The organism is Pontibacter cellulosilyticus (genome assembly GCF_014306105.1).
Lineage (GTDB): Bacteria > Bacteroidota > Bacteroidia > Cytophagales > Hymenobacteraceae > Pontibacter > Pontibacter cellulosilyticus.
Genome location: NZ_JACRVF010000007.1, coordinates 120,005 through 143,260 on the forward strand (window position 1 = coordinate 120,005; position 23,256 = coordinate 143,260).

Below are 23,256 nucleotides of genomic sequence, written 5' to 3' on the forward strand. Positions count from 1 at the left end.
TATAAAACTATATTACTATGAAAAAAATGTTTACGCTTCTGCTGTTTACAGCAGCACTTCTTGCATGCCCTTTACTTCAGGCCCAGGATCTTTCAGCTTTATTCAACGCCCCCTCTTTTAAAGCACCGCTAAAAAGCAGCAGCAAACTTACAGCAACTGACAATGCCAGGCTTGCTGTAGCCCAAGCCATACGCGTTGCCCAAACAGAGGTTTACAGCACCTGGAGCGAGACAAACCAGTGGGAAGAGAAAATTCGTACCAACATTACCTACAACAGCCGTGGCTTAAAGGAAACCGTTACTGTTATAAGCCTGCCAGATAATATAAACCTGTCGCAGTACACGTATACCTATAATTCTCTAGGTCAGTCAACGGAAATGCTTCTGAAAACCTGGCAAAATAATGCGTGGGTTAATTCCATGAAGATGACGCTTGAGATGGAAGGGGAATCGTTAAAAAACTTTGGCATTTATAACTGGACTAACGGCGCCTGGGTAATGTCGGTGGGTATGCGCAGCACAAACACCCGTACAAATGGCCAGCTAACAGAAACCGTTACAGAGTCTTATGTGCTTCTTCCAGCCCCTGCCGTATCTGCCTGGACACTTGATGAGAAGATGGTTTATACTTACAACGGCAGCGACAACAGACCTGTCAGCATTACCACTTATAACCATAGTAATAACGCTTGGGTATTAGTTGAAAAAGAGACAAATATAGCTTACGTGGGCAGTACCTCAGAGCGCAGCAGCTATTACCTTGAAGAACTGGACACTATGCTGAACACCTGGAGCAAGTATAAGTATGAATACGTGTATACCCCAGATGCTGCCAACGGCACCAGAACAGTTGTAGAAACTGAATTTTATGTAGAAGGCTCTACTCACACGCCACACCTGCGCTATACTACCAAAGAAATAACTACCGGCGAAGCATACTTATCCACATTCACCTTTGGCACGCTGGAAGAGATCTACGATGATGAAACTGACCTTTGGGTGCGAAGCAACGAGGAAAAAGCAATTATCACAAAAGATGGCAGCGGCAGCATTACAGAAATTGTAGTGCAGGAGTACACCCCACTAAGTGCCGCTTTCGTTAACAAAGAAAGATACCTGTACTCTAACTTTACTACCCTTACAGTAACTGGCACAGCCGACGATGCGCTGGCTCAGGCAACAGAAGTATATCCAAACCCTGTACAAAACACGCTGCGCATTTCGTTAGATGCCGCTAAGGTTCGCAATGCCACCGTAAATATTTACAGCATTACTGGCCAGAAAGTATACGAGCAAAGCAGACTGGCCGCTACTACTACTGTAGATGTAAGCACACTACCTGCAGGTGTATACATGGTAAAAATTGCTGATGATAAAAATGCCTCTGTGGTTCGCAGAATTGTGAAGCAGTAAGTACGATCATACTTTAACATGAAAAGAGCAGCTCCAGACTTTAATGGAGCTGCTCTTTTTTTATCTCAGCAATTATAACAGATGCATAAGGAGACTACCTAGATATAAAAAGGTAACACCTGATAGCTTTTCTTATTAAATGGCGATATATGCAGTAGTGATCGTAAGAAGCAAACCTGCCCCATAACCGGTATAGACTTGTGCCGGTGTATGTGCATGCAAAGCCAACCTAGCCGAAAGTACTGCTCCGCTAAGTATGATTACGACAACAATAGCCATTGTAATCGAGCCATCAGGCATCAGGCGGTTTAACACCAGCAGCAGCCCCAAGGCCCCGCCCATACCCACACTATGGGCACTTACTTTCCAGAAAAGCGAAACGAAATAGGTTAGAAAAACTGAGGCAGCGATCAACCCCATCACAAAGAAGAAGATCTGGTCGAGGGCGGAAGTGTTGTATAGTAGGTAAGCTGTTAAAGTATAGCACGCACCCGTAAACAGTAGCGGCAACCGGCGCTGTTCTCGCCTGTCCATCTCCAGGTTGTCCAGGTATCCCATTCGCATCATGCTATAGGCTCCCAGTCCCGGTACTATAAACGTAGACAGCACGATCATACTTAACACCACCCAACGGCTCTCCAACGGCAGCGTGAGCATGGAGGCCGGCATGTAGTAAAGTATGAAGGAGAACAAATATGTAGGCAGAAGCAGCGGGTGAAAAACAACTGATAACAACTGCGCCAAGGAACGGTTCACTTACGGTTAATTATAAATTATTGATTATGAATGATGATACACTTAAACAGATAAACAGACTAAAGTTTGCCAAAATTCATAATTAATAATTCAGCATTTATAATTCCATACTATAACTCTTTACGCAGGCGAGCCACAGGTATATTTAGCTGCTCTCTATACTTGGCTACGGTACGGCGGGCAATGTTATAGCCTTTATCGTTCAGCATCTTCTCTATTTTCTCGTCAGAGAGTGGTTTGCGCTTGCTCTCGTTGTCGATGATTTCCTTTAGGATATGCTTTACTTCACGGCTGCTGGCATCCTCGCCAGAATCAGTGGCAATACCCTCTGAGAAGAAATACTTAAGCGGGTAGATACCAAACTCCGTCTGTACGGCTTTGCTGTTGGCCACACGGCTTACAGTACTGATGTCCATACCGATCTCCTCGGCAATATCTTTCAGGATCATCGGGCGCAGCATACTTTCATCACCTTCCAAAAAGAAGTCGTGCTGGTATTTGATGATAGCCTCCATCGTGCGCAGCAGCGTGTTCTGGCGCTGGCGAATGGCATCAATAAACCACTTGGCCGCATCCAGCTTCTGCTTCACGAAAGCCACCGTCTCCTTCAGCTTCTTATCCTTCTTGTCCGACTTATCATAGGCATCGAACATGTCGGCATAAGAACGGCTGATGCGCAGGTCCGGGGCGTTGCGCGAGTTAAGCGACAGCTCCAGTTCCCCGTTGTTATTGTTAAGTATAAAATCCGGGATGATGTACTGCACGCGTGTCATGCTGGCACCTGCCCCACCCGGCTTAGGATTCAGCTTAATGATCAGGTCGATAGCCTTTTTCAGCTCCTCCTCCGATACCCCGAATTTGCTCTGAATTTTGGAGTAGTGCTTTTTAGAGAACTCATCGAATGTTTCTCGGATAATGCGCTCGGCAAGAATGGTTGTCTCATCCTGTTCGCGGCGCTCCAGTTGTAGCAGCAGGCACTCCGGCAGATCGCGTGCACCTATACCTGCTGGGTCAAAGGTCTGGATCAGGTGCAACACCTGCTCAATCTCTTCTTCAGAGGTTTCGATATTTTGCGAAAAAGCAAGGTCGTTGGCAATAGAGCTCAATTCCCGGCGAATATAGCCGTCATGGTCTATACTTCCGATCAGCTGCATGCCAATGTTATACTGCTTATCGTCCAGGCTCAGGAAGCTCAGCTGGTCCATAAGCGAGTCGGTTAGCGTAGAAGTCATGGCGATTGGCATCTCGCGGTCTTCTTCGTCATCGCCGCCACGGTCGCCCTGCATCTTATAACCGCTTATCTCGTCATCATGCAGATAGTCGTCTATATCAAGGTCATCGTCCTTGCTGTACTCCTCTTCGTAGTCGTCGGTGTCGCTGTATTCGTCTGTGTTTTCCTCACGCCCCTCTTCCAGTGCAGGGTTTACTTCCAGTTCTTCTTTTATGCGCATCTCCAACTCAGCAGTAGGTATCTGCAGCAGCTTGATAAATTGTATCTGCTGCGGCGATAGCTTCTGGGATAAAAGTTGTCTTAGATCGAGTCGCTGCATAGTTTTTAGAAAAATCGGATACGCTTTCGCGCTACTTCAAATTTAGGATAATTTTACTCTAGTTTACAAAAAAGGTTAAAATATCGTTACTTTGAGGGATTTTTTAAGAAAATCGTTTAAGGCTGGCACATAAGCACCTATTTAAAGTATAAAGCAGTGGCAAAACCTTGTCTTACTACAGCTACGTTAGCTAGGGATTTACTGCATTTGATTGTAAGTTTATACTTTCTAGGCCATTTTGTGCCTTTGATACAGGCAACATAACCATTACACATGCAACGCACAAAAGTAAAAGATCTGCTACAGGGTGCCGAGGTAGACAAAGAAGTTCTGCTAAAAGGCTGGGTGCGCACTAAGCGCGGGAACAAGTTTGTGAATTTTATCGCCGTGAACGACGGCTCTACGATAAATAATTTGCAGGTAGTGGCCGATGCCGAGAAGTTTAGCGAAGAGACATTAAAAGATGTTACTACGGGTGCCGCCATCGCCGTAACAGGCACGTTGGTTGCCTCTCAGGGCAAAGGACAGGCTTACGAGGTACAGGCATCAAGTATAGAAGTACTGGGAAAAGCCGACCCGGAGACTTATCCGCTTCAGAAGAAGGCGCACTCGCTGGAGTTTTTGCGTGAGATTGCGCACCTGCGCTTCCGTACAAACACGTTTGGCGCTGTATTCCGTGTGCGTAACGCTATGGCTTTTGCCGTGCACAAGTTCTTTAACGAGAACGGATTCGTTTACGTGCATACGCCTATCATCACCGCTTCTGACGCAGAGGGTGCAGGTGAGATGTTTCAGGTAACCACGATGGACCTAAACAACCCTCCGCGCACTGAGGATGGCAACATTAATTTTGAAGAGGATTTCTTCGGCCGCTCTACAAACCTGACTGTATCGGGCCAGATGGAAGGCGAAGTGGCTGCCATGGCACTGAGCGATATTTATACTTTCGGTCCGACTTTCCGTGCCGAGAATTCCAACACCACGCGCCACCTGGCAGAATTCTGGATGATTGAGCCGGAGATGGCTTTCTACGACCTGAAGATGAATGCTGACCTGGCCGAGGAGTTTATCAAGTATATCATCCGTTACGCGCTGGAGAACAACCGCGAGGATATTGAGTTCCTAGCACAAAGACAGGCAGAGGAAGACAAGAGCAAGCCGCAGAACGAACGCCAGGAGATGACACTGATCGAGAAACTGGAGTTTGTGGTTAACAATGACTTTGAACGCATCACGTACACCGAGGCCATTGATATTCTGCTCAACTCAAATCACTATAAGAAAAAGAAATTCCAGTTCGACGTGAAATGGGGTGTTGACCTGCAGAGTGAGCACGAGCGTTACCTGGTGGAGAAGCACTTTAAAAAGCCGGTGATCGTAATGGATTACCCTAAGGATATAAAGTCTTTCTACATGCGCCAGAACGACGACGGCAAAACCGTAGCGGCTATGGATATTTTGGCTCCGGGTATCGGAGAAATTGTAGGTGGCTCGCAGCGTGAGGAGCGTATGGACATCCTGATTGAGCGCATGAAGGCCGTAGGCATTAACCCGGACGACATGTGGTGGTTCCTGGATACCCGCCGTTTCGGTGGATGTCCGCATGCAGGCTTCGGATTGGGCTTTGAGCGTATGGTGCAGTTCGTAACGGGCATGGGTAACATTAGAGACGTAATTCCTTTCCCGAGAACACCGCAGAACGCAGAGTTTTAAGAATTTTATACTTACAGAAGAGCCCGGCTATACTTTGGTCGGGCTTTTTTTGTGGCACCGACATCACAGAACAGATTTTACCTTATATTCATCATTGATAACTATGTGATGCTATATGAGGAAATTTTATACCCTACTTTTCGCTGTGCTAGTGGTAACAGGTTCTGCTTTCGCCCAAACAGAATTCTCCAGCTTTCAGGTGCCATTCAGGTCGGCTGAGTATTTGAAGTCTTCTGTTTCTGCTGACGGCGAGATCTGCCTTTATGCTTATAGCCAAAACCTTATACACCTGCTGCACCTCGACAGCAACGGACAGGTAAAAGCGCGTGCGTCTAACACAGCACCGCTGGGTGCAATGCCGCAACTCCTCGGCGACCTCCCGCTCCGGGATAAATTTGTATACTTTGAGCGCAGAAACGGCCCTAACGGGGAAAAAATACAGCCATTTTACCTTAACAAGGCTGATGGCAGGCTGCTACACGCCGAGGAAGCCGATCTGCCACTAGACCCGCGCAGCCAACTCCTGCAGGCCTTTACCTCCGACAGCACGTTTTATGCCTTGTACTACAGCAAAAAAACGAACACCATACAGGTTTTTGCCTTTACATCGGCAGTTGATTACAAGATCAAGAAGTTCAACCTGAACTCCATCCTATACATGGAAGATCGCTTATTTAAACCAACCACTTCTCCGGTTTACATAGGCACCGATCTTGACAATGAGCTATACCAGGCGCAATTCACGAAGAAGCTATTCCTGCATCAGAACAAGCTATACTTTCTCTTCGACGGTTTTGTGGGCCCTGGTGCCAGCCACAAAAACTTAACTACTGAGGTACTCACACTTGATTTAAATACTGAGACTTCCTCTTTATCGGCTTTGCCTACTATAGAAGACACACATAAAGAAAATATCTCCTCCTACTTGTTCGGGAACACACTGTTCCGTTACATCATGACGGGCAAAGACATTGTGCAACTGGAGATCTACGATGTGGAGAACCTGGCTCTGAAGAAAAGTTACAAGTATACCGCTGATGAGAAAGTAACACTACAGGCTACGGCAGTTGCCAAAACAGGTAAATTACCAGATGTCAGCCAAGCAGAAACAGCCCGCTCCATGATTCAGAAAATGCACACCGGATCAGTGGCTGTTGTGGTAAACAAAGCACCTGATAACACCATAGAACTACAGTTGGGCACCTATGATGTGAAGAATAATCCTGCAGCCATGTTACCTACAGGCGCAGGCCTTCTACCTGCTATGGGACCCGGAGCCATACCGATCATGGCAGCCATGCTGATCATAAAAGCATCTGCTGCCGACGCTCCTCCAAAAGAGAAAAACTCTTACTACAAGGCATATCTGAACGCTGAAACGTTTGAAATTGTGAATGACGTAAGCAGAACAGGCACCTCAGACATGGTTCAGTTGCAAACCAACCGATTAGTGATGGAGAAAGTAGGAATTGGGGCTGTGGTTACTTATGCTTACAAAGGCAATGTGCACTATGGGTATGTAGACAAGAAAACCAGGCAACTAAAGATACTGACACTTACTCCTGCAGAGGCAACGCCAGAGGCGACAAGTAGCGTTAACTAATATTTAATAACTGCTCACATAGCTTTAGCTACACTTTGGCTAGAAATTTGCACGTTATAAAAGTATAATTCTCAAGTTTTTATACTATGCGTAAACTAATCTTAAGTATACTTCTGGCAGGCATGTCGGTTTTTGCCGCAAATGCGCAGCAGGAGTTTGCCACTGTAGAGTTGCCTATGAACCGTGCCGAGGATTTAGTAACCCTGGCTGATGACTATGGCAATGTCTGCATTTACTATTATCAGAACCGTGAACTGAACTTTGCCCTGATTTCACCAGATGGCAAGCAGATTGCACGCCACTCGATACCTTACCGCTATGCACAAGAGCCGCAGTTGCTTGGCACCCGCGTTACCGACGATGAGTTTGTGTTTTACAGCCGCTACGTGAACGGCCGCCGCGAATACCTGCGCCCCTTTGCCATTAACCGTGAAACAGGCGCCTTTAGAAGCATGCAGGACGAGCAGATAAATCTGGAGCGCAACACAACTTTTGTTGGTGGCTTTGGCGATAAAGAGCATTTTTACATGCTCTACACTGATAAAGACAACAACATGCACCTGTACCGCGACTCAGATGCAGACGTGGCACACCTGGAGCATAAAGTGTTTAAATCGGAAGAAATGCCGCGTACCCGTGAGCGTTATGCACGCGAGTCGGATATGATGTATGTGCACCCGGACATGCAGCATAGCGTGTTTACCGGCTATCATCGCAGCAAAATATACTCAGCTGGCGATAAGATCCATATGATTTTTGATGGCTATTACCTGAGAGGCAAGAGCAGCGACGATACTACCACCGAGATCCTGACACTGGATTGGAACTCTGGCAAGACACAGTACCGCACCCTGCCAGCAATTGAGCAGCGAAACTCGCCGAGCTTTAACTCTTTCCTGCACAAAAACACGCTATTCCGTGTAAACATGGAGAAGGACAAGTTTAAACTTACGGCTTATGACTTTAACACACTGCAGCCAATAAAAGAGTATACCTACACCGGCGACCAAGAGATTGCTATCAAGTCTACGCCTGTTTATCAGCGTGGTGTAAGAGGCCTTTTTTCTTCGGATAGCGAAGTGATCGAGAAGACATCTAAGGTGATGAAAAATCTGGCAAACGGCGTTCCGGCTATCACTGTGGATACCTATGCAGATAACTCACTGCAGCTGACAATTGGCTCTTACAAAGCGCCGGATGCAAACAACAATGCTTTCGCGCAAGATCAGAACCGCTTAGTTAGAACCCCTGACCGTTATGTGCAAACATCGCGTGGCCTGATGATGTTACCAGGCAGATGGGTGCCGGCATACAACATACCGAGCTATTACCTGAATTCGCCATACTACAGCCGTTATTTCTACGACCCGTTTAACCGAGGTGGCAATTTGCCTACAGGCCCGGGTATCAGTACGTACTTCAGATCTGTGGTTACAGCTGACGGTTTAGCAAAAGTACCTACCGAAGAAGGCAAACAACCGGTAGTACTGCAGGATAAGATAGATACATACGAGCAGGAGCTAAAGCCCGAACCGGAGCTAAAAACGGTTTACCGCTATGGCAATAAGCTGCACTATGGTTACTACGACCGCCGCAATAGAACTTTCAAGATTGTAGAGTTTGCGCATGGTCAGGAGCCAAAAGAGGCACAACAGCAATAGTATTCTATAGCACGATAAGCAAAAAGCCCGTTATCACTAGCGGGCTTTTTTATTTGGAAACTGCTGGCATTTACTGCCCCATCAGCTTGTTTATTTTTTCTTGAACAACCGGATCCTGGCGGTAAGCAACCATAATCTGCTCATACTTTTCCAGTGTCATGCCGTCTTTTTGAATAGCAGTTTCTACCTCCTTTTGCATCTCCGGCTGCATTTCCATCATCCGCTGTGCTGCCTTGTTAAACGCTGCCGTTTCTTCTGGTGTAGCTTTTACTTCTGCCAGCTTTTGCTGCTGGTGTGCCTGCGCCATCTCGTTAAATTTATTAACGCTTAGCTTCTCCTCTTCCAGAATCTTCATCATCTTCTGCTCGCTGTTCTTCTGTATCTCCATTAAACGACCGCTGGCATCCACAAACTGCTTTAATTCTGCATCTGTAAAGCTACCCGTCTGAGCCGGCTGCTGCACAGGCGTCTCGGTTGGCGGTGGAGTTGCTTTCTTCTGTTTCCCTTTCTGTTGCGCTACAGCTGTATTTGTTACAGCACACGTGCCCGCTACAAGTATAGCTACAGCAATCCCTTTAACTTTTCTATATAGGATGTTCATAAATTCAGGATTAAAAAATTAGAAGTGAATAAAAATTGGACTGTTTTAGTCCTGCTATAACTAAGGGTATACTTATTTATTGTGTAGATTGTTCTGAATCAGCTGCTTTTGAACCTGCTTTTATACTTTAAATAGGAACTGTTACAGTTCATCTACCTTATCCGACAGTTCATCAGATATAAATTTTATTAGCCTACAATGCTGTGCACTTTTGAGTCGAAGCTTAACTGTTACGACTATGAAAAAGATATCCACAAGCATTACAATTTTCTTCTGCCTGGTGCCGCTGCTGGTTCTGGCGCAAAAACAGTACACTATTACTGGGCAGGTACTGGATACTAAAGGCCAGCCTGTTATAGGTGCCAATGTTTTTATCAAAGACAGCTACGATGGCACCTCCTCCGGCACCGATGGCTCTTTTACATTTACCACTGCTGCCACAGGCGCACAAACCGTAGCAGCAAGCTCTCTGGGCTATGAGTCGCAGGAGCAAAGTATAAACATTAGCGCGACAGGCGAGGCCAAAGTATACTTTAAGCTGAAGGAAAAGCTGAGCCAGCTAACTGCCGTTACCATAACTGCAGGTGCCTTCGAGGCCGGCGACGAAAAGCGCAGCACCATCCTTAGCTCATTGGATATTGCCACTACAGCCGGGGCTACTGCCGATATTTATGGAGCCATCAACACTTTGCCCGGTGCACAGCGTGTAGGCGAAGAGGGCAAGCTGTTTGTGCGCGGCGGCGACAGCTACGAAACAAAAACATTCATCGACGGCCTGCTGGTGCAGAAACCCTACAACTCGTCGGTGCCTGATTTGCCCGCACGTGGCCGCTTCTCCCCTTTCATGTTCAGCGGTACCACCTTTAGCTCCGGCGGCTATTCTGCAGAGTATGGGCAGGCACTTTCATCAGCCTTACTGCTAAAGACAAACGGACTGCCGGAGAAAACTGAAACAGGCATTTCCATCATGTCGGTAGGTGTGGGAGCATCGCATACGCAGCGCTGGGAGAACACCTCCCTTGCCCTTACTGCTGATTATAGCAACATGGCACCTTACGTGGGGCTGGTAAAGCAGAACATAGACTGGAAGCGTGCACCCGAAAGCAAAGGCGGCTCCATTGTCCTTCGCCATAAAACTTCCGAAACAGGCATGCTGAAAGCCTACAGCAGCTACGCAGGATCACGATTAGCACTCTCGCAGGCAACTCCAGAAGGCACAGCAAACGCAGTAGCCTTAGATAACCGCAACTTCTTCAGTAACATTACTTACCAAGACCTACTTACAGAAAAATGGACGCTGCACACCGGCATCAGCTACATGCACAATGCCGATGACATAAAGGTAGACGAGCAAAACATCGCAGAGCAAGATAATACAGTGCAGGCAAAGGCAACGCTGGAGCACCAACTGGCGGACCCACTCTGGTTAAAATTTGGCTCTGAGTTAACGCTGCGCCGATACGAGCAACAATATCAGCAAAACGCTAACGCCCAAAGTATAACCAGCGATTTCGATGAGACCTTAACCGCCACCTTTGCCGAAGCGGACTGGTACCTGAGCAACAACTTAGTAGCACGTGCAGGTGTAAGAGCAGAGTACTCTGCTTTGCTGGAGAAGGCAAATATAGCTCCACGTCTATCGTTGGCTTACAAAACCGATGAGCATGGGCAAATCTCAGCAGCTTTCGGGCAATTTTATCAGCTGCCAGAGGCACAGTTCCTGAAAATAAATGACGAGCTTACTTACGAGAACGCCACACATTACATCCTGAACTACCAGCGCCAGCAAGACAAGCGCACTTTCAGGGCAGAAGTATACTACAAAAAATATAACCACCTTACAAAGTATAACCCAGAGCTGCCACGCTTGCCAGTCAGCTACAGCAACAGCGGCAGCGGCTATGCTCAGGGAATAGATCTGTTCTGGCGCGACCGCAAAAGCATCAAAAACGGCGACTACTGGATTTCTTACTCACTACTGGACACACGCCGTAACTACCGCGACTATCCGCAGCAGGCTATACCTGCCTTTGCCTCTAAACACAACCTGGCACTTGTATACAAACACTTTGTACCAGATATGAAAACGCAGTTTGGCGCCACCTACTCTTTTGCCAGCGGCCGCCCTTACAACGATCCTAACCAGGACGGCTTCAACCAGAGCCGCACCCCAAACTATAACGACCTTAGCCTGAACGTTAGTTATCTCACCAACATTCGGGGCAACTTCACGGTGCTGTACCTATCAGCTACAAACCTGCTGGGCAGCAACCAGGTGTTTGGCTATCGCTACACAAGCAACCCCGACGAAACGGGCACTTACAATAGCATGCAGGTTGGTCCGCCAGCCAAACGCTTCCTGTTCGCCGGCCTTTTCATCAACTTCGGTGGCCAGAGCATACACCATTAGGGCTGAGCTCAATTACGAATGAATCTCAAGTATAAAATCACAACTATAAAACTTTATCAACCATGAAAAAGCACATCTTATTTTTTGCAGCAGTTATACTTTTTGTAAGCAGCTCCTTTGCGCAGAATAACAATTATGAAACGACTATGGCCAAAAACCTGGAGCTGATGAGAAGCGGCAAAACAGCAGAGGAACTGCAGCAAGCGGCTAATGGTTTTGAACGTATTGCCACGGCAGAGCAGAAAGAATGGCTCCCACTGTACTACGCCACCCTCACTTACATCAACATCAGCGCAAAAGAAAAAGACGAAAGCAAAAAGGACCAGTACCTGGATAAGGGGCAGGAGCATCTGAATAAAGCACTTAAGTTGGTACCTAAAGAGTCGGAGCTGCATGTGCTGCAGGGCTATGTGCACCTGGCACGCATTAACGTGTCGCCGATAGCGCGTGGTATGAAGTATAGTGGTATGGCTACTAAGGCGTTTGAGAAGGCAAAGACACTTAACCCTGAGAACCCACGTGTATACTTTATGCTGGCCAATACCAAGTATAACACACCTAAAATGTTCGGTGGCGGACCAGAGGCAGCAAAGCCATACCTTGATCAGGCAAAGGAAAAGTTTGATGTATTTAAGCCCGCTTCTGCCATCGCACCAAACTGGGGTAAGTCACAAACGGAGGCTATGCTTGCCAACTACAATTAAGTGCACCTTTTTTACCGTTTCTTTTACCTTAGCACTATATTACTTGCCAAATGACCCGCGCAGACACATCACATACTCCCATGTACAAGCAGATCATAGCCATGGTCTTGCTGGCTGTGCTTATACAGTTGTGGTTTAGCCTCGGTTCAACGTCTACCTGGACTCGGTTCCTGCACAACACAGCCTATAATTTCTCGTTGATTCTGCCCATTTGGCTTGGCAACAAGTTTATTGCAGAACGGCTAAACAGACACATCAGCTGGCTGCAAGAGCCTGGAAAGCGACTAGTAATGTCGGTGATGGCTATGCTGATTTTTTCTACCGTTATTTTCTTGCTGATTAACTTCGTTGTCTTCGTGCTTATCAAAGGAAACGACAGTAGCATTGTAACCTCTAAGGGTTTTAAAAACATGATGCTGTTCCAGGTTGGAATTACAGCAGTTATTACGTTTATCATGTATAGCCTCTCGTTTTTCCACAACTGGCGTAACCTGGCTGTGAACGAGGAAAAACTGAAACGTGAGCAACTAAACGCACAGTACGAGTCCCTGAAGGCACAGGTAAATCCACATTTCTTGTTTAACAGCCTAAATGCACTTACCAGCCTGGTAGAAACAGACCAGAAACTGGCCGTAAAATTCATCCGGAAGCTATCAGAAGTTTATCGCTATGTGCTCGAGAGCCGTCAGAAAGAAGTGGTGCCTTTAACAGAGGAACTGGCATTTCTGGATTCTTACATCTACCTGCAAAAGATACGGCATGGCGAGGCGCTACAGGTAGAGAACAAGTTGCCACAAAGCAGTAACCTAATGGTACCGCCACTTGCCCTGCAGATGCTTTTGGAGAATGCCATTAAGCACAACGTGGCGCTTGACGAGGAGCCACTGAATGTCTGTTTATACTTGCAGGATGATTACCTGGTGGTGCAGAATAATGTGCAGGAGCGTCGCATCAGAGAAGAATCAACAGGTACCGGATTAGCTAACATTGAGGAACGCTATAACTACCTTACCACGAAGCAGGTACAGGTGCAGCGTACCGGGCAGGAATTTATAGTAAAGCTTCCTATTTTATACTTTAAGGATGATGCGGGTACTGATAGTTGAAGACGAAAAACTGGCTGCTGAGCGCCTTGTAAGCCTACTACGCACCTGCGACAGAAGTATAGATCCTGTTGCCATCTCTCCCTCTGTCCGCAAAACAGTAGAGCTGCTCCGCCTTAAGCCCCACCTCGACCTCATTTTTATGGACATACAGCTGGCCGATGGGTTAAGCTTTGAGGTCTTTGAGCAGGTGCCGGTAAAAGTGCCCGTTATCTTTACAACGGCCTACGATATCTACGCGATCAAGGCTTTTAAAGTAAACAGTATTGATTACCTGCTAAAACCCATAGACGAGGACGAACTTAAGGCTGCATTGGAGAAGTATAAAAGGGTGCGTCCTGAACCTGTTGCGGTCCCTGCTTTGGGTGTGCTGGAACAGGCGATGCAGTTGCTAAACGGCAGCCAGAGCTACAAGAGTCGCTTTGTAGTAAAGGTTGGAGAGCACCTGCATACCATTGCCGTGGAAGATGTGGCCTGTTTTTACAGCTACGAAAAGGCTACTTTTCTGCAAACGCACACCGGCAAACGCTATGCTATTGATTATACTTTAGACCAGGTGGAGCAGCTCGTAAATCCGCAGCTTTTCTTCAGGGTGAACCGTGGATACTTGGTAAGCCTGAAAGCAGTGAGGGATATAATTGCCTGGTCAAACAGCCGCTTAAAACTAGAACTGCACCAGCCTACACCAGCCGGTGAGGTAGTCGTGAGCCGGGAGAAGGTACAAGCTTTTAAAAACTGGCTGGATTCGTAGAGCCTCTACCCTTTCACACCTGTTTCTTCGCCGGCATAGCGTTTAAGCGTTTCTTTATGCACTAGTTCCTCTTGCAAGAGCTGCTGCACCTCAGGCTTATCGTAGTCTTCTATGGTTTTAATGTGCTTCATCACCTTCTTCATTATTTTGTCCTGGTTTTGGCCTGTTTCTAAAGCATATGAATAAGGCAAATCCGTGAAGGTAACCATAGAATAAAGTGGAATCCACTTATCAGGATATTGCTCTGAAATTTTAGTTTCTATCTTTTTTCGAAGTAGAAAACGCGGATCGGCTACTTTATCGCGCATCTCAATAAAATTTAGCACGGCCAAGTCGGCAATAGCGTCGGCGTTAGACTTTCGGCGGAGTTCAAAGGACTTGAAGAGTTCCTCCCAATTCTCCCCATCAAAGTCTTCCAGCATCTGGTCCAGCACAGCAATATCCTCAAAGCCGGCATTCATACCTTGCCCGTAAAATGGCACCACCGCATGGCTGGCATCCCCGATCAATAAGGCACTTCCATTGTAGCTCCACGGAAAGCATTTAATAGTTACCAGCGAACCGATTGGGTGGGAGAAATAGTCCTCTGCCAGGTCAGGCATCAGGGGCACTGCATCAGGAAAAACCTCTAAAAAGAAGTTGAGCAGATCCGTATCGTTTTTAATGGCTGCAAAAGAACGCTCTCCTTCATAAGGGAAGAACAAGGTACAGGTAAAGCTACCGTCAATGTTTGGGAGGGCGATCATCATGTAATTGCCACGCGGCCAGATGTGCAGGGCATTTTTCTCCAGTAGCCAGCCTCCGTCGGGTGCGGCAGGTATCGTTAGTTCTTTGTAGCCGTACTCCAGATAGCTTTGCTCATAATTAAAGCGCTCTGCTTTCTGCATGGCGCTACGCACCACTGAGTAAGCGCCGTCAGCGCCGAAGAGCAAATCGGGTTTTATCGTTTCTGTTTCGTCTGTCTCTGTGTTGAGTAACTCTATGGTATTCTCGCGTAAGTTTACGTCTGTGGCCTGGCGGTTAAAATGGTAAGTAATATCCTCGTTCGGCTCCGACAGGTTCATCAGGGCAGCATTTAACCCTCCCCTTGATACCGAGTAAATAGACTGCCCCTCTTTGCCGTAAGGCTGAAAAGTAAGGTTTCCCTCCTCATCATGCATCATGCGGCCGTGCATAGGTATAGCCACTTTGCGCACATCCTCTTCTATGCCAATGCCACGCAGGGCGCGCCAGCCACGGTCACTAAGAGCCAGGTTTATGGAACGGCCTCCATCCAGGGTAATTTTGCGCATATCGGGGCGGCGTTCATATACATCTACTTTATGCCCATGCTTGGCCAGGTACAAAGAAAGCAACGAACCAACCAGTCCGGCTCCCATAATGGCAATGTTCTTTTTTTGGGTCATAGTTCTTAGAGGTTGCGCAGTTTATTTAGCGTAAAGTAACGGTTTCCGGTTGGTATTGGCAAGCCTTTACTCCACCACCATCCGGAAGGTAAGATTTATACGTGGCTCTACTGTACGAGTGGTTTTAGGAACATGATGCAGCCAATGGTGTTGTGTTTGCCCTTGCATCAGGAGCAGGCTACCATGATGCAAGGTTATACTTTGCCCCTTAAGGTCTTTTCGGCTCTTGTGTTTAAAACTGAACTTGCGCTCGGCGCCAAAGCTAAGGCTGGCTATACTTGGCTCCTGCCCTAGTTCTGCCTCATCATCTGCGTGCCAGCCCATACTATCCTGCCCACTACGGTAGAGGTTAAGCAATACACTATTATACTTCTGCCCACTAACCACCTCTACTCTTTTTTTTAACTCTAACAGCACCGGCAGCCACGGTTGCGGCTTATTTTGCAAACCGGAGTAAGTATAGCTTTTGTCGCCGTACCAGGCTGTGAGGCGCGGCATTGACAGTTGCCTACCAAACATTTTTATACTCTCCTGCTGCCAATTTACTTCCTTCATTAACATAACAAAGTATAAGTCGCTTTCTTCTTTGCTTAAGAACTGAGGGAAGAAGTATACTTCGGCATCTGGAAGATTTAATTCTTGTTGCTGGTGCATGAGAGTTATTAGTAACCTGATAAAGCCTTATTCAATTATATCATCTTCTTTTGGTATCAGCTTAGTTTTACGGCGCTTATCTAAATAGCCCATTGTTTTGGAAGCAGTAAAACCATGAATGATAATAGACACCATCACAATAAAGCCTACAACAGACCAAAGTTGGTTAGCATCTACAAAATCTATTTTATCTAATGCAAACGACAGATAGAAGAATGAGCCTATGCCCCGGATACCAAAAAAACTGATAGCCATCTTTTCATGCAAAGGCATTTTTATTCCTATCAACCCAGCTAAACCAGCCAGAGGTCTTAATACCAGCAAAAATCCCAGACCTACTAATGCGCCCTGCCATGTTAAATAATTAAGCAGCCCATACACCAAGCCACCTCCAAAGAGGAGCAGCAGAATCACCATTAGTATCTGTTCCACCTGTGTTATAAAATCGTGCATTTCGGTGTGATACTTGTCGTCGGGTTCGTAGCTGCTAAGTGTAAGTGCTGTAATAAATACTGCAATAAAGCCATATCCGTGCGCTAGCTCTGTAATACCGTAAGACACCAAAGTAGCCGACAGGGCCAGGAAGGCATCCTCAGCCTTTGGGAACTTTGATTTTTGTGGCAGCTGGAATATGAGATAAGCCAGCCCACGGCCAATAAGCCAACCTACAGCCACACCAGCTGCAATACGGTACAGCAGGTCGCGCCAAAACCAGTCAGACAGCCAGCTGCCTTCTGCTCCGGCCGCAATGCCCACTACTACTGCTAGCCAGGTAAAAGGGAAAGCCATACCGTCGTTCAGGCCTGCTTCTGCCGTAAGCGAGAACCGAACGTCGTCTTCTTCTTTTTCGTGGGGTGGTCCTACCTGTACCTGCTCAGCTAAAACAGGATCTGTGGGAGCCAGCACAGCACCCAACAATATAGCTGCGGCAGGCGCCATACCCAAAACGCCCCATCCTAGCAAAGCCAATCCACCTATACACAGAAGCATTGTTATACTTATCAGCCGGATAGGTACCTGCCAGTTCTTCCAACTTACTTTCCTTCGCAACTTCAGCCCTGAACCCATCAGCGAGATAATTACAATTAGCTCTGTAAGGTGCACTACGTAATCCTCACGCCATATGGGGTCAGGCTGTGGCAGTTCGTAAGGTAGCAGGTACACCAGCATTCCTAGCAGCATGTACACCATGGGGTAAGACACAAAGGTGCGCTTTAGTATAGCAGGCACCCATGCCATCGAAAGGGCCGCCAGTCCCACAACTGTTATAATAATGATATAAGTAGACATACAGCTGATCTATCATAGAGCGCCTGCAATAACATCAGATAAACAGGCAGCTTTTCTGTTTGTAGCTTACCATACGTTATTTTGAGTTTCGTGCCTATATTTGTACCTTACATAAAAGTATAATCTGAGATTTTGAAAGAGTTAGAGAAGATATTTGTTGCGTTCAGCGATGCTGCGTGGGGTATGCCGCTGCTCATTTTATTGATGGGTGGAGGTTTTTACTTTATGTTCTATTCAGGCTTTTTACCCTTCCGCTATCTGCGCCATGCCATAAACGTGTTGCGCGGCCGCTACGACGACCCAAATGACCCAGGCGACATAAATCACTTTGAGGCCTTGTCTGCGGCACTTGCTGCTACAGTGGGCATGGGTAATATTAGCGGGGTAGCTGTGGCTATTGCCATTGGTGGGCCTGGCGTGTTGTTCTGGATGTGGGTGAGCGCCTTTGTAGGTATGGCTACCAAGTTCTTTACCTGTACCTTATCGGTTATGTACCGCGGCTACGACAGCAAAGGCCACCTGGAGGGCGGGCCAATGTATGTGATTACAGAAGGCTTGGGCAAAAAATGGAAGCCACTGGCTGCTTTCTTCGCCATTGCAGGTTTGTTTGGCACGCTGCCGATTTTCCAGGCAAACCAGCTGACGCAGGTAATCCGAGAGGTAGTACTGGAGCCGAACGGCCTTAGCACCGCGGATCCTTTTTATACCAATCTCATTATAGGGCTGGCGCTCGTGTTCATTACCTCTCTGGTTATTTTTGGAGGGATACAGCGTATTGGCCATGTGGCAGGTAAAATGGTGCCGGGAATGGTAGTACTGTACATGCTGGCGGTGTTCTACATCATGTTTGCCTATTACACTAACATTCCTGATGCCTTTGCTTTAATATTTAAAGATGCCTTTACAGCTAGTTCTGTATTAGGCGGAGCTGTAGGTGCCATTATTATTGCTGGTGCCCGCAGAGCAGCTTTCTCGAACGAAGCTGGTATAGGCACGGCCTCTATGATGCACGGCGCAGCCAAAACCGATGAACCAGTGCGCGAAGGCCTAGTCGCCATGATGGGCCCCTTTATTGATACGATTGTAGTATGTACCCTTACGGGCTTAGCCATTATACTTACCGGCACCTGGCAAACATCCGGCGCCAGTGGCGTAACCATGACGGCCACTGCCTTTAATAATGCGATGCCTGGCTTTGGTAGTTATGTGCTGGTGGTGTGCGTACTGATATTCGCCTTTACTTCCCTGTTCTCTTACTCCTACTACGGCACCAAGTGCTTCAGCTTCCTGTTCGGAGCAAAGTATAAGCACTTGTACAATTACTTTTATGTGGTAACCATCGTATTTGGTGCTACGGCAACTATCACAGCGGTTATTGCCCTTATTGATGGTATGTATGCGATGATGGCTATTCCGACGATGGTTTCGGCTTTGCTGCTTTCGCCTAAGGTAATGGCTGCGGCCAAGGATTACTTTAAGCGGATGAAGACTTTTAGGGAAGAGCAGGCTGAGCAAATCGCTTCTGAGAGGCTGAAAGCATAGATCGAATTAAAGAACTTATAAAAGAGAAGGCCGGCAAGTTTGCTTACCGGCCTTCTCTTTTATGTTATGACTATCTCCTAATGCGCCTGCAAGCACTCATGCAGAATCTCTGAGAAGCGGTATACTTCTTCAAAGCTGTTGTAAAGTGGCGTAGGCGCCACACGAATTACGTTCGGCTCACGGTAGTCTACTATAATACCGGCCTCCATCAACATGTTAAATAGCCTGCGTGCATCCTTCTTTACTAATATGGAAATCTGGCAGCCGCGTGCCTTCGGATCGCGTGGTGTGATCATCTCCATCACGTCTTTGCCGGCATGTACATCATCGATCAGGTACTCGAGGTAGCCTGTCAGCTTTTCGCTTTTAGTGCGTAGGTTGTCCATGCCTGCGGCATCAAACATCTCTAATGAAGCACGATGTACGGCAAAAGGAAGTATCTGGCCGTTACTTAGCTGCCAGCCCTCTGCACCTTGCATTGGAATAAAGCCTTTTTTCATCTGGAAACGCGCCTGCGCATCGTGGCCCCACCAGCCAGCAAAACGCGGCAGGTCTGGGTTATTACCATGGCGCTCGTGCACAAATACACCCGATGTACCACCAGGACCAGAGTTCAGGTACTTGTAAGTACACCACACAGCAAAATCCACATCCCAGTCGTGCATCTTAAGCGGCACGTTACCGGCAGCATGCGCCAGGTCAAAGCCCACCACAGCGCCCACTTCATGTCCAGCTTTGGTAATGGCCTCCATGTCAAATACCTGACCTGTGTAGTAGTTAATGCCGCCCATCATCACTAGTGCCAGCTCCTCGCCGTGCTCCTTTATACTTGCCAGAATATCCTCTGTGCGCAGCGTGTGCTCGCCCTCTCTCGGGAACAATTCTACTACTGCCTCATCCGGGTTATAGCCATGGAATTTTGTCTGTGTTTCCAGGGCATACTGATCAGAAGGAAAAGCACCGCCCTCTGTGATGATTTTAAATCGCTTGCCTTCCGGCCTATAGAATGACACCAGCATGAGGTGCAGGTTCACAGTCAGCTGGTTCATGATCACCACTTCGCTTTCTTTGGCACCTACCACACGCGCAGCACCGCCAGCAAGTAATTTGTGATAATCAAACCACGGCTCTTCGCCTTTAAAATGACCTTCTACAGCCAGATTTGCCCATTTATACATCTCATTGTCGATGTACATCTGCGCTGATTTAGGCTGTAATCCCAATGAGTTACCGCAAAAGTAGATGGCATCCTTTCCGTTTACCTGCGGAAAGTAAAAGCGTTCTCTAAGATGGTGTAAAGGATCTTGTTTATCTTGTTCCTGCGCAAAGGCAAGGGTATTTTGATAATTCATGGTGTGCGGATACATTTATGTTAGAGCCGACAAGATCAGCTTTTTATACTTTGTTCTGCGAAGATAGGGATTTGCTTTGCCTGGTCCAACCACCCCTAGCCCCTCCTTATCCAAGGCGGGGAATCTTATTTACTGCTTCAACAATCATCACGATAGCTGCTACCTTCATTTCTAAAACTTGTGAGAAGGAAGATCAAGCTGCTGCAACAGAGTTTATAATTTGCTAAAGTGGTGGTAGAGCTCCCCGCCTTGGATAAGGAGGGGCTAGGGGTGGTTGGATACTATTGTTCAGTAAAATTATACTTCCTCAGCTTTTACTTTGCTAGCCGAACTGTTCACAAACCTGCTTTTCTCTAAATTCAGCCACTCCAGTGCGGTGCCGCTTAGCAGTCTCTCTTTAGTAGCCAGATCATAAGGCATGGATTCTATTAGTTTACCGGGCTCCAGTTCTCCCAGCGGGAAAGGATAGTCGGTGCCGAGGGCAATGCTGTTGGCGCCAACCAAGTTTACAAGATAGTCCAAAGCCAGTGGGTCGTGCACCAGCGAATCGAAGTAAAATTTGCCTAAGTAATCGCGTGGGTTCACGTTGTTATCGATGGCGCAAAGGTCGGGGCGAACGTCGAAGCCGTGGGCAATACGGCCAATAGTAGCCGGAAAAGAGCCGCCGCCATGTGCGAAAGCTACACGTAGTTTTGGTAAGCGCTCCAGCACCCCACCGAAGATCATCGAGCAGATAGCTACTGTAGTCTCGGCTGGCATGCCTACGAGCCATGGCATCCAGTATTTGTTTGTGCGGTCTTTGCCGAGCATATCCCAGGGGTGTACAAAAATGGCAGCACCTAAATCCTGGGCAGCCTCAAAAATCGGGAAAAGCTTTGGCTCGTCTAAGTTACAGCCGTTAATGTTCGTGCCGATCTGCACCCCCTGCATCCCCAACTCCTTTACACAACGCTCCAGCTCTTTAATGGCCAAGTCTGTATCCTGCATCGGTATGGTACCCAATCCTACAAAGCGATCAGGATAATCCGCTACAATGCCGGCGATATGGTCGTTCAGCATTCTGGAGAGGTCGTAGGCATGTTCGGCTTTTGCCCAGTAGCTAAACATAACCGGTACTGTGCTTAGCACCTGCACCCCCACCTTGTGCTGGCTGCACTCGTGCATGCGAACTTTTGGGTCCCAGCAGTTGTCCTGTATCTCCCGGAAAAACTTATCGTCCATCATCATGCGGGCACAGCAGGGTTTGTGGTGCTCCAGCCTGATAAAACCGCCATAGCCATAACGCTCCCGCAGGTTTGGCCAGGTAGCGGGCAAAATATGGGTATGTATATCGATCTTGAGCAGATCGTTGTCGGTAAGTATGGGCGATTTATTCGTGTTATCCTGCATGCTGGTAAAGGGACAAAAATGCTGCTATACGGTGTATGGCTGAATTAGGCAATCCAACAATATAAGCATTTTATACTTTTTACGCACTTTTCGGGGCAAAAGCTTTGCGTTGCGCATTAGTTTCTGATTTTTCTCTCAGGATGCTGTAGTAAAGCAGGTCTATAAATTGGTCGTTTTTAACCTCCCGCTCCCGCAGCCTTCCTTCAAACTCGAACCCTAGCTTTTTCAGCACGCTCTCCGACTGCACATTGCCGCCCTCTACAATAGCCTCTATGCGGTTCAGGTGCATTTCATTAAAGCCATACTCGATTATCGCCTTGGCAGCCTCAGCAATATACCCTTTGCCCCAATAAGCCGGCAAAATCCAGAAGCCAATCTCAGCTTTTAGGTGCCCCTCTTCCACGCTACTAAACCCACAGGCACCGATTAGTTCGTCGCTGCCTTGTAGCGAAAAGGCCCACCAAACCCCTGTGCTTTCTGCAATCAGGTTCTCGTAAAACTCCATTTGTTCCTGCACTTCCTCCAGCGTGTCGTAGTGCACAGCATAGTACTTCGTTACCCGCTCATCCGATAATCCCTGAAGTATAAATGAGGCATCAGCAGGTTGAATCAGGCGTAGTTGTAGTCTTTTGGTGGTTAAGGTCGGGTGCATTAGTAAAAGTGTAAGATAGAATTAAAGTAAACCTCCCGCACTACAAGCTAAGGTGGCACGGGAGGTTTAGTTAATAAGTATAAATGCTATTTAGCTGCTTCTGCTGGCTTAACCGGTGGCTCCATTACAGTGCCGCAAACGTTGCAGGTGCGCAATTCTTTGCTCTCCCAGAACTTGTTCATAATCTTGGGCAGTTGCTCCACGATATCGGTAACGTCGGCGTACTCTTCGTAGAGTTTATTACCGCAGTTTTCGCAGAACCACAAGAAGCCGTCTTTCTCGCCCGGCTTACGGTAGCGCTCAATTACCAACCCTATGGTGTTGGCAGGGCGGCGCGGCGAGTGTGGCACCTTTGGCGGCAGCAGGAAAATCTCCCCCTCTTTTATCTCGATGTCAACAGGTTTTCCGTCCTCTATGATTTTAAGTGTAATATCGCCTTCCAACTGATAGAAAAACTCTTCACCTTCGTCGTAGTGATAGTCTTTGCGTGCGTTTGGTCCGCCCACCACCATCACAATAAAGTCGTCGTTGCCTCTAAACACCTGTTGGTTGCCCACCGGTGGCTTTAGCAGGTGGCGGTGTTCGTCTATCCATTTTTTAAAGTTGAAAGGTTTTGCTACAGCCATAGTTTTGTTTTGTTAGGTTGATAAACTGAAGGTACGCAAAAGCTAGCAATTATGGTACTGCAAGTATAAACCGGCTATACT

19 protein-coding genes are annotated in these 23,256 nt (G+C 47.4%); 9 read left to right on the forward strand and 10 right to left on the reverse strand.

All coding sequences use genetic code 11. From position 1 onward, the window contains the following. Positions 1–17 precede the first annotated feature (17 nt). Positions 18–1,412: a T9SS type A sorting domain-containing protein gene (locus H8S84_RS19035; RefSeq protein ID WP_187068973.1), complete on the forward strand. Its 1,395-nt coding sequence runs from the start codon at positions 18–20 to the stop codon at positions 1,410–1,412. Between the two features lie 135 nt (positions 1,413–1,547). On the opposite strand, the gene H8S84_RS19040 is transcribed toward H8S84_RS19035, so the two are convergent. Both H8S84_RS19040 and rpoN read right to left on the reverse strand, forming a co-directional pair. Beyond that, on the reverse strand, positions 1,548–2,168 hold the full coding sequence (locus H8S84_RS19040; protein WP_187068974.1) for a hypothetical protein: 621 nt from the start codon (positions 2,166–2,168) through the stop codon (positions 1,548–1,550). Positions 2,169–2,278: 110 nt separating this feature from the next. Then, positions 2,279–3,718 (reverse strand): RNA polymerase factor sigma-54, encoded by a 1,440-nt coding sequence (gene rpoN / locus H8S84_RS19045; protein WP_187068975.1) that lies wholly within the window; start codon positions 3,716–3,718, stop codon positions 2,279–2,281. A 273-nt stretch (positions 3,719–3,991) separates the two neighbouring features. Between rpoN and asnS the strand changes: the two genes are divergently transcribed. The 3 genes from asnS (at position 3,992) to H8S84_RS19060 (ending at position 8,695) form a co-directional block, all read left to right on the forward strand. Next, entirely contained in the window at positions 3,992–5,431 is a 1,440-nt protein-coding gene (gene asnS / locus H8S84_RS19050; RefSeq protein ID WP_187068976.1) for an asparagine--tRNA ligase, read from the forward strand. A gap of 115 nt (positions 5,432–5,546) precedes the next feature. Continuing rightward, positions 5,547–7,034 carry a hypothetical protein gene (locus tag H8S84_RS19055; protein ID WP_187068977.1) on the forward strand — a complete coding sequence of 496 codons (1,488 nt, stop codon included), beginning with the start codon at positions 5,547–5,549 and terminating at the stop codon, positions 7,032–7,034. Positions 7,035–7,120: 86 nt separating this feature from the next. Further along, positions 7,121–8,695 carry a hypothetical protein gene (locus tag H8S84_RS19060; RefSeq protein WP_187068978.1) on the forward strand — a complete coding sequence of 525 codons (1,575 nt, stop codon included), beginning with the start codon at positions 7,121–7,123 and terminating at the stop codon, positions 8,693–8,695. A gap of 70 nt (positions 8,696–8,765) precedes the next feature. Here the strand turns inward: H8S84_RS19060 and H8S84_RS19065 are convergent, their stop codons facing one another. After that, the gene (locus tag H8S84_RS19065; RefSeq protein WP_187068979.1) at positions 8,766–9,296 is read right to left on the reverse strand and encodes a DUF4168 domain-containing protein; all 531 of its coding nucleotides are present in this window, start codon (positions 9,294–9,296) and stop codon (positions 8,766–8,768) included. Positions 9,297–9,534: 238 nt separating this feature from the next. Here H8S84_RS19065 and H8S84_RS19070 point away from each other — a divergent pair, with 238 nt between their 5' ends. The 4 genes from H8S84_RS19070 (at position 9,535) to H8S84_RS19085 (ending at position 14,264) form a co-directional block, all read left to right on the forward strand. Beyond that, on the forward strand, positions 9,535–11,706 hold the full coding sequence (locus H8S84_RS19070; RefSeq protein WP_187068980.1) for a TonB-dependent receptor: 2,172 nt from the start codon (positions 9,535–9,537) through the stop codon (positions 11,704–11,706). Positions 11,707–11,768: 62 nt separating this feature from the next. Further along, positions 11,769–12,410, forward strand: coding sequence for a tetratricopeptide repeat protein (locus H8S84_RS19075; RefSeq protein ID WP_187068981.1), 642 nt, complete (start codon positions 11,769–11,771; stop codon positions 12,408–12,410). Between the two features lie 50 nt (positions 12,411–12,460). Next, positions 12,461–13,516, forward strand: coding sequence for a sensor histidine kinase (locus H8S84_RS19080; RefSeq protein ID WP_187068982.1), 1,056 nt, complete (start codon positions 12,461–12,463; stop codon positions 13,514–13,516). Further along, positions 13,494–14,264 carry a LytR/AlgR family response regulator transcription factor gene (locus tag H8S84_RS19085; protein WP_230407263.1) on the forward strand — a complete coding sequence of 257 codons (771 nt, stop codon included), beginning with the start codon at positions 13,494–13,496 and terminating at the stop codon, positions 14,262–14,264. The genes H8S84_RS19080 and H8S84_RS19085 overlap by 23 nt, the downstream gene beginning before the upstream one ends. 5 nt (positions 14,265–14,269) lie before the next feature. Here H8S84_RS19085 and H8S84_RS19090 read toward each other — a convergent pair whose 3' ends face one another. From H8S84_RS19090 to H8S84_RS19100, 3 genes are all read right to left on the reverse strand, one after another. Further along, positions 14,270–15,670 carry an FAD-dependent oxidoreductase gene (locus H8S84_RS19090; RefSeq protein ID WP_187068983.1) on the reverse strand — a complete coding sequence of 467 codons (1,401 nt, stop codon included), beginning with the start codon at positions 15,668–15,670 and terminating at the stop codon, positions 14,270–14,272. Between the two features lie 66 nt (positions 15,671–15,736). After that, complete coding sequence (locus H8S84_RS19095; protein WP_187068984.1) at positions 15,737–16,324, reverse strand: alpha-ketoglutarate-dependent dioxygenase AlkB family protein; 588 nt, start codon at positions 16,322–16,324, stop codon at positions 15,737–15,739. Between the two features lie 27 nt (positions 16,325–16,351). Next, positions 16,352–17,614, reverse strand: coding sequence for a cation:proton antiporter (locus H8S84_RS19100; protein WP_187068985.1), 1,263 nt, complete (start codon positions 17,612–17,614; stop codon positions 16,352–16,354). A 183-nt stretch (positions 17,615–17,797) separates the two neighbouring features. Here H8S84_RS19100 and H8S84_RS19105 point away from each other — a divergent pair, with 183 nt between their 5' ends. Beyond that, positions 17,798–19,156: an alanine/glycine:cation symporter family protein gene (locus tag H8S84_RS19105; RefSeq protein WP_394368006.1), complete on the forward strand. Its 1,359-nt coding sequence runs from the start codon at positions 17,798–17,800 to the stop codon at positions 19,154–19,156. Positions 19,157–19,233: 77 nt separating this feature from the next. On the opposite strand, the gene kynU is transcribed toward H8S84_RS19105, so the two are convergent. The 4 genes from kynU to H8S84_RS19125 all read right to left on the reverse strand — a co-directional run bounded on the left by kynU (position 19,234) and on the right by H8S84_RS19125 (position 23,175). Beyond that, positions 19,234–20,508 carry a kynureninase gene (gene kynU / locus H8S84_RS19110; RefSeq protein ID WP_187068987.1) on the reverse strand — a complete coding sequence of 425 codons (1,275 nt, stop codon included), beginning with the start codon at positions 20,506–20,508 and terminating at the stop codon, positions 19,234–19,236. Between the two features lie 297 nt (positions 20,509–20,805). Next, entirely contained in the window at positions 20,806–21,897 is a 1,092-nt protein-coding gene (locus tag H8S84_RS19115; RefSeq protein ID WP_187068988.1) for an amidohydrolase family protein, read from the reverse strand. A 79-nt stretch (positions 21,898–21,976) separates the two neighbouring features. Next, positions 21,977–22,549 carry a GNAT family N-acetyltransferase gene (locus H8S84_RS19120; protein ID WP_187068989.1) on the reverse strand — a complete coding sequence of 191 codons (573 nt, stop codon included), beginning with the start codon at positions 22,547–22,549 and terminating at the stop codon, positions 21,977–21,979. Positions 22,550–22,635: 86 nt separating this feature from the next. Continuing rightward, on the reverse strand, positions 22,636–23,175 hold the full coding sequence (locus H8S84_RS19125; protein WP_187068990.1) for a 3-hydroxyanthranilate 3,4-dioxygenase: 540 nt from the start codon (positions 23,173–23,175) through the stop codon (positions 22,636–22,638). Positions 23,176–23,256: the final 81 nt, after the last annotated feature.

What these genes read in the sequence shown, in the direction of transcription:
- H8S84_RS19055 (WP_187068977.1), top strand. Translation starts at nt 5,547, where the DNA reads ATGAGGAAATTTTATACCCTACTTTTCGCTGTGCTAGTGGTAACAGGT.
- H8S84_RS19060 (WP_187068978.1), top strand. Translation starts at nt 7,121, where the DNA reads ATGCGTAAACTAATCTTAAGTATACTTCTGGCAGGCATGTCGGTTTTT.
- H8S84_RS19035 (WP_187068973.1), top strand. Translation starts at nt 18, where the DNA reads ATGAAAAAAATGTTTACGCTTCTGCTGTTTACAGCAGCACTTCTTGCA.
- H8S84_RS19075 (WP_187068981.1), top strand. Translation starts at nt 11,769, where the DNA reads ATGAAAAAGCACATCTTATTTTTTGCAGCAGTTATACTTTTTGTAAGC.
- H8S84_RS19065 (WP_187068979.1), bottom strand. Translation starts at nt 9,296, where the DNA reads ATGAACATCCTATATAGAAAAGTTAAAGGGATTGCTGTAGCTATACTT.
- H8S84_RS19095 (WP_187068984.1), bottom strand. Translation starts at nt 16,324, where the DNA reads ATGCACCAGCAACAAGAATTAAATCTTCCAGATGCCGAAGTATACTTC.
- rpoN (WP_187068975.1), bottom strand. Translation starts at nt 3,718, where the DNA reads ATGCAGCGACTCGATCTAAGACAACTTTTATCCCAGAAGCTATCGCCG.
- H8S84_RS19125 (WP_187068990.1), bottom strand. Translation starts at nt 23,175, where the DNA reads ATGGCTGTAGCAAAACCTTTCAACTTTAAAAAATGGATAGACGAACAC.
- H8S84_RS19080 (WP_187068982.1), top strand. Translation starts at nt 12,461, where the DNA reads ATGACCCGCGCAGACACATCACATACTCCCATGTACAAGCAGATCATA.
- H8S84_RS19120 (WP_187068989.1), bottom strand. Translation starts at nt 22,549, where the DNA reads ATGCACCCGACCTTAACCACCAAAAGACTACAACTACGCCTGATTCAA.
- asnS (WP_187068976.1), top strand. Translation starts at nt 3,992, where the DNA reads ATGCAACGCACAAAAGTAAAAGATCTGCTACAGGGTGCCGAGGTAGAC.
- H8S84_RS19090 (WP_187068983.1), bottom strand. Translation starts at nt 15,670, where the DNA reads ATGACCCAAAAAAAGAACATTGCCATTATGGGAGCCGGACTGGTTGGT.
- H8S84_RS19100 (WP_187068985.1), bottom strand. Translation starts at nt 17,614, where the DNA reads ATGTCTACTTATATCATTATTATAACAGTTGTGGGACTGGCGGCCCTT.
- H8S84_RS19070 (WP_187068980.1), top strand. Translation starts at nt 9,535, where the DNA reads ATGAAAAAGATATCCACAAGCATTACAATTTTCTTCTGCCTGGTGCCG.
- kynU (WP_187068987.1), bottom strand. Translation starts at nt 20,508, where the DNA reads ATGAATTATCAAAATACCCTTGCCTTTGCGCAGGAACAAGATAAACAA.
- H8S84_RS19085 (WP_230407263.1), top strand. Translation starts at nt 13,494, where the DNA reads ATGATGCGGGTACTGATAGTTGAAGACGAAAAACTGGCTGCTGAGCGC.
- H8S84_RS19115 (WP_187068988.1), bottom strand. Translation starts at nt 21,897, where the DNA reads ATGCAGGATAACACGAATAAATCGCCCATACTTACCGACAACGATCTG.
- H8S84_RS19105 (WP_394368006.1), top strand. Translation starts at nt 17,798, where the DNA reads ATGCCGCTGCTCATTTTATTGATGGGTGGAGGTTTTTACTTTATGTTC.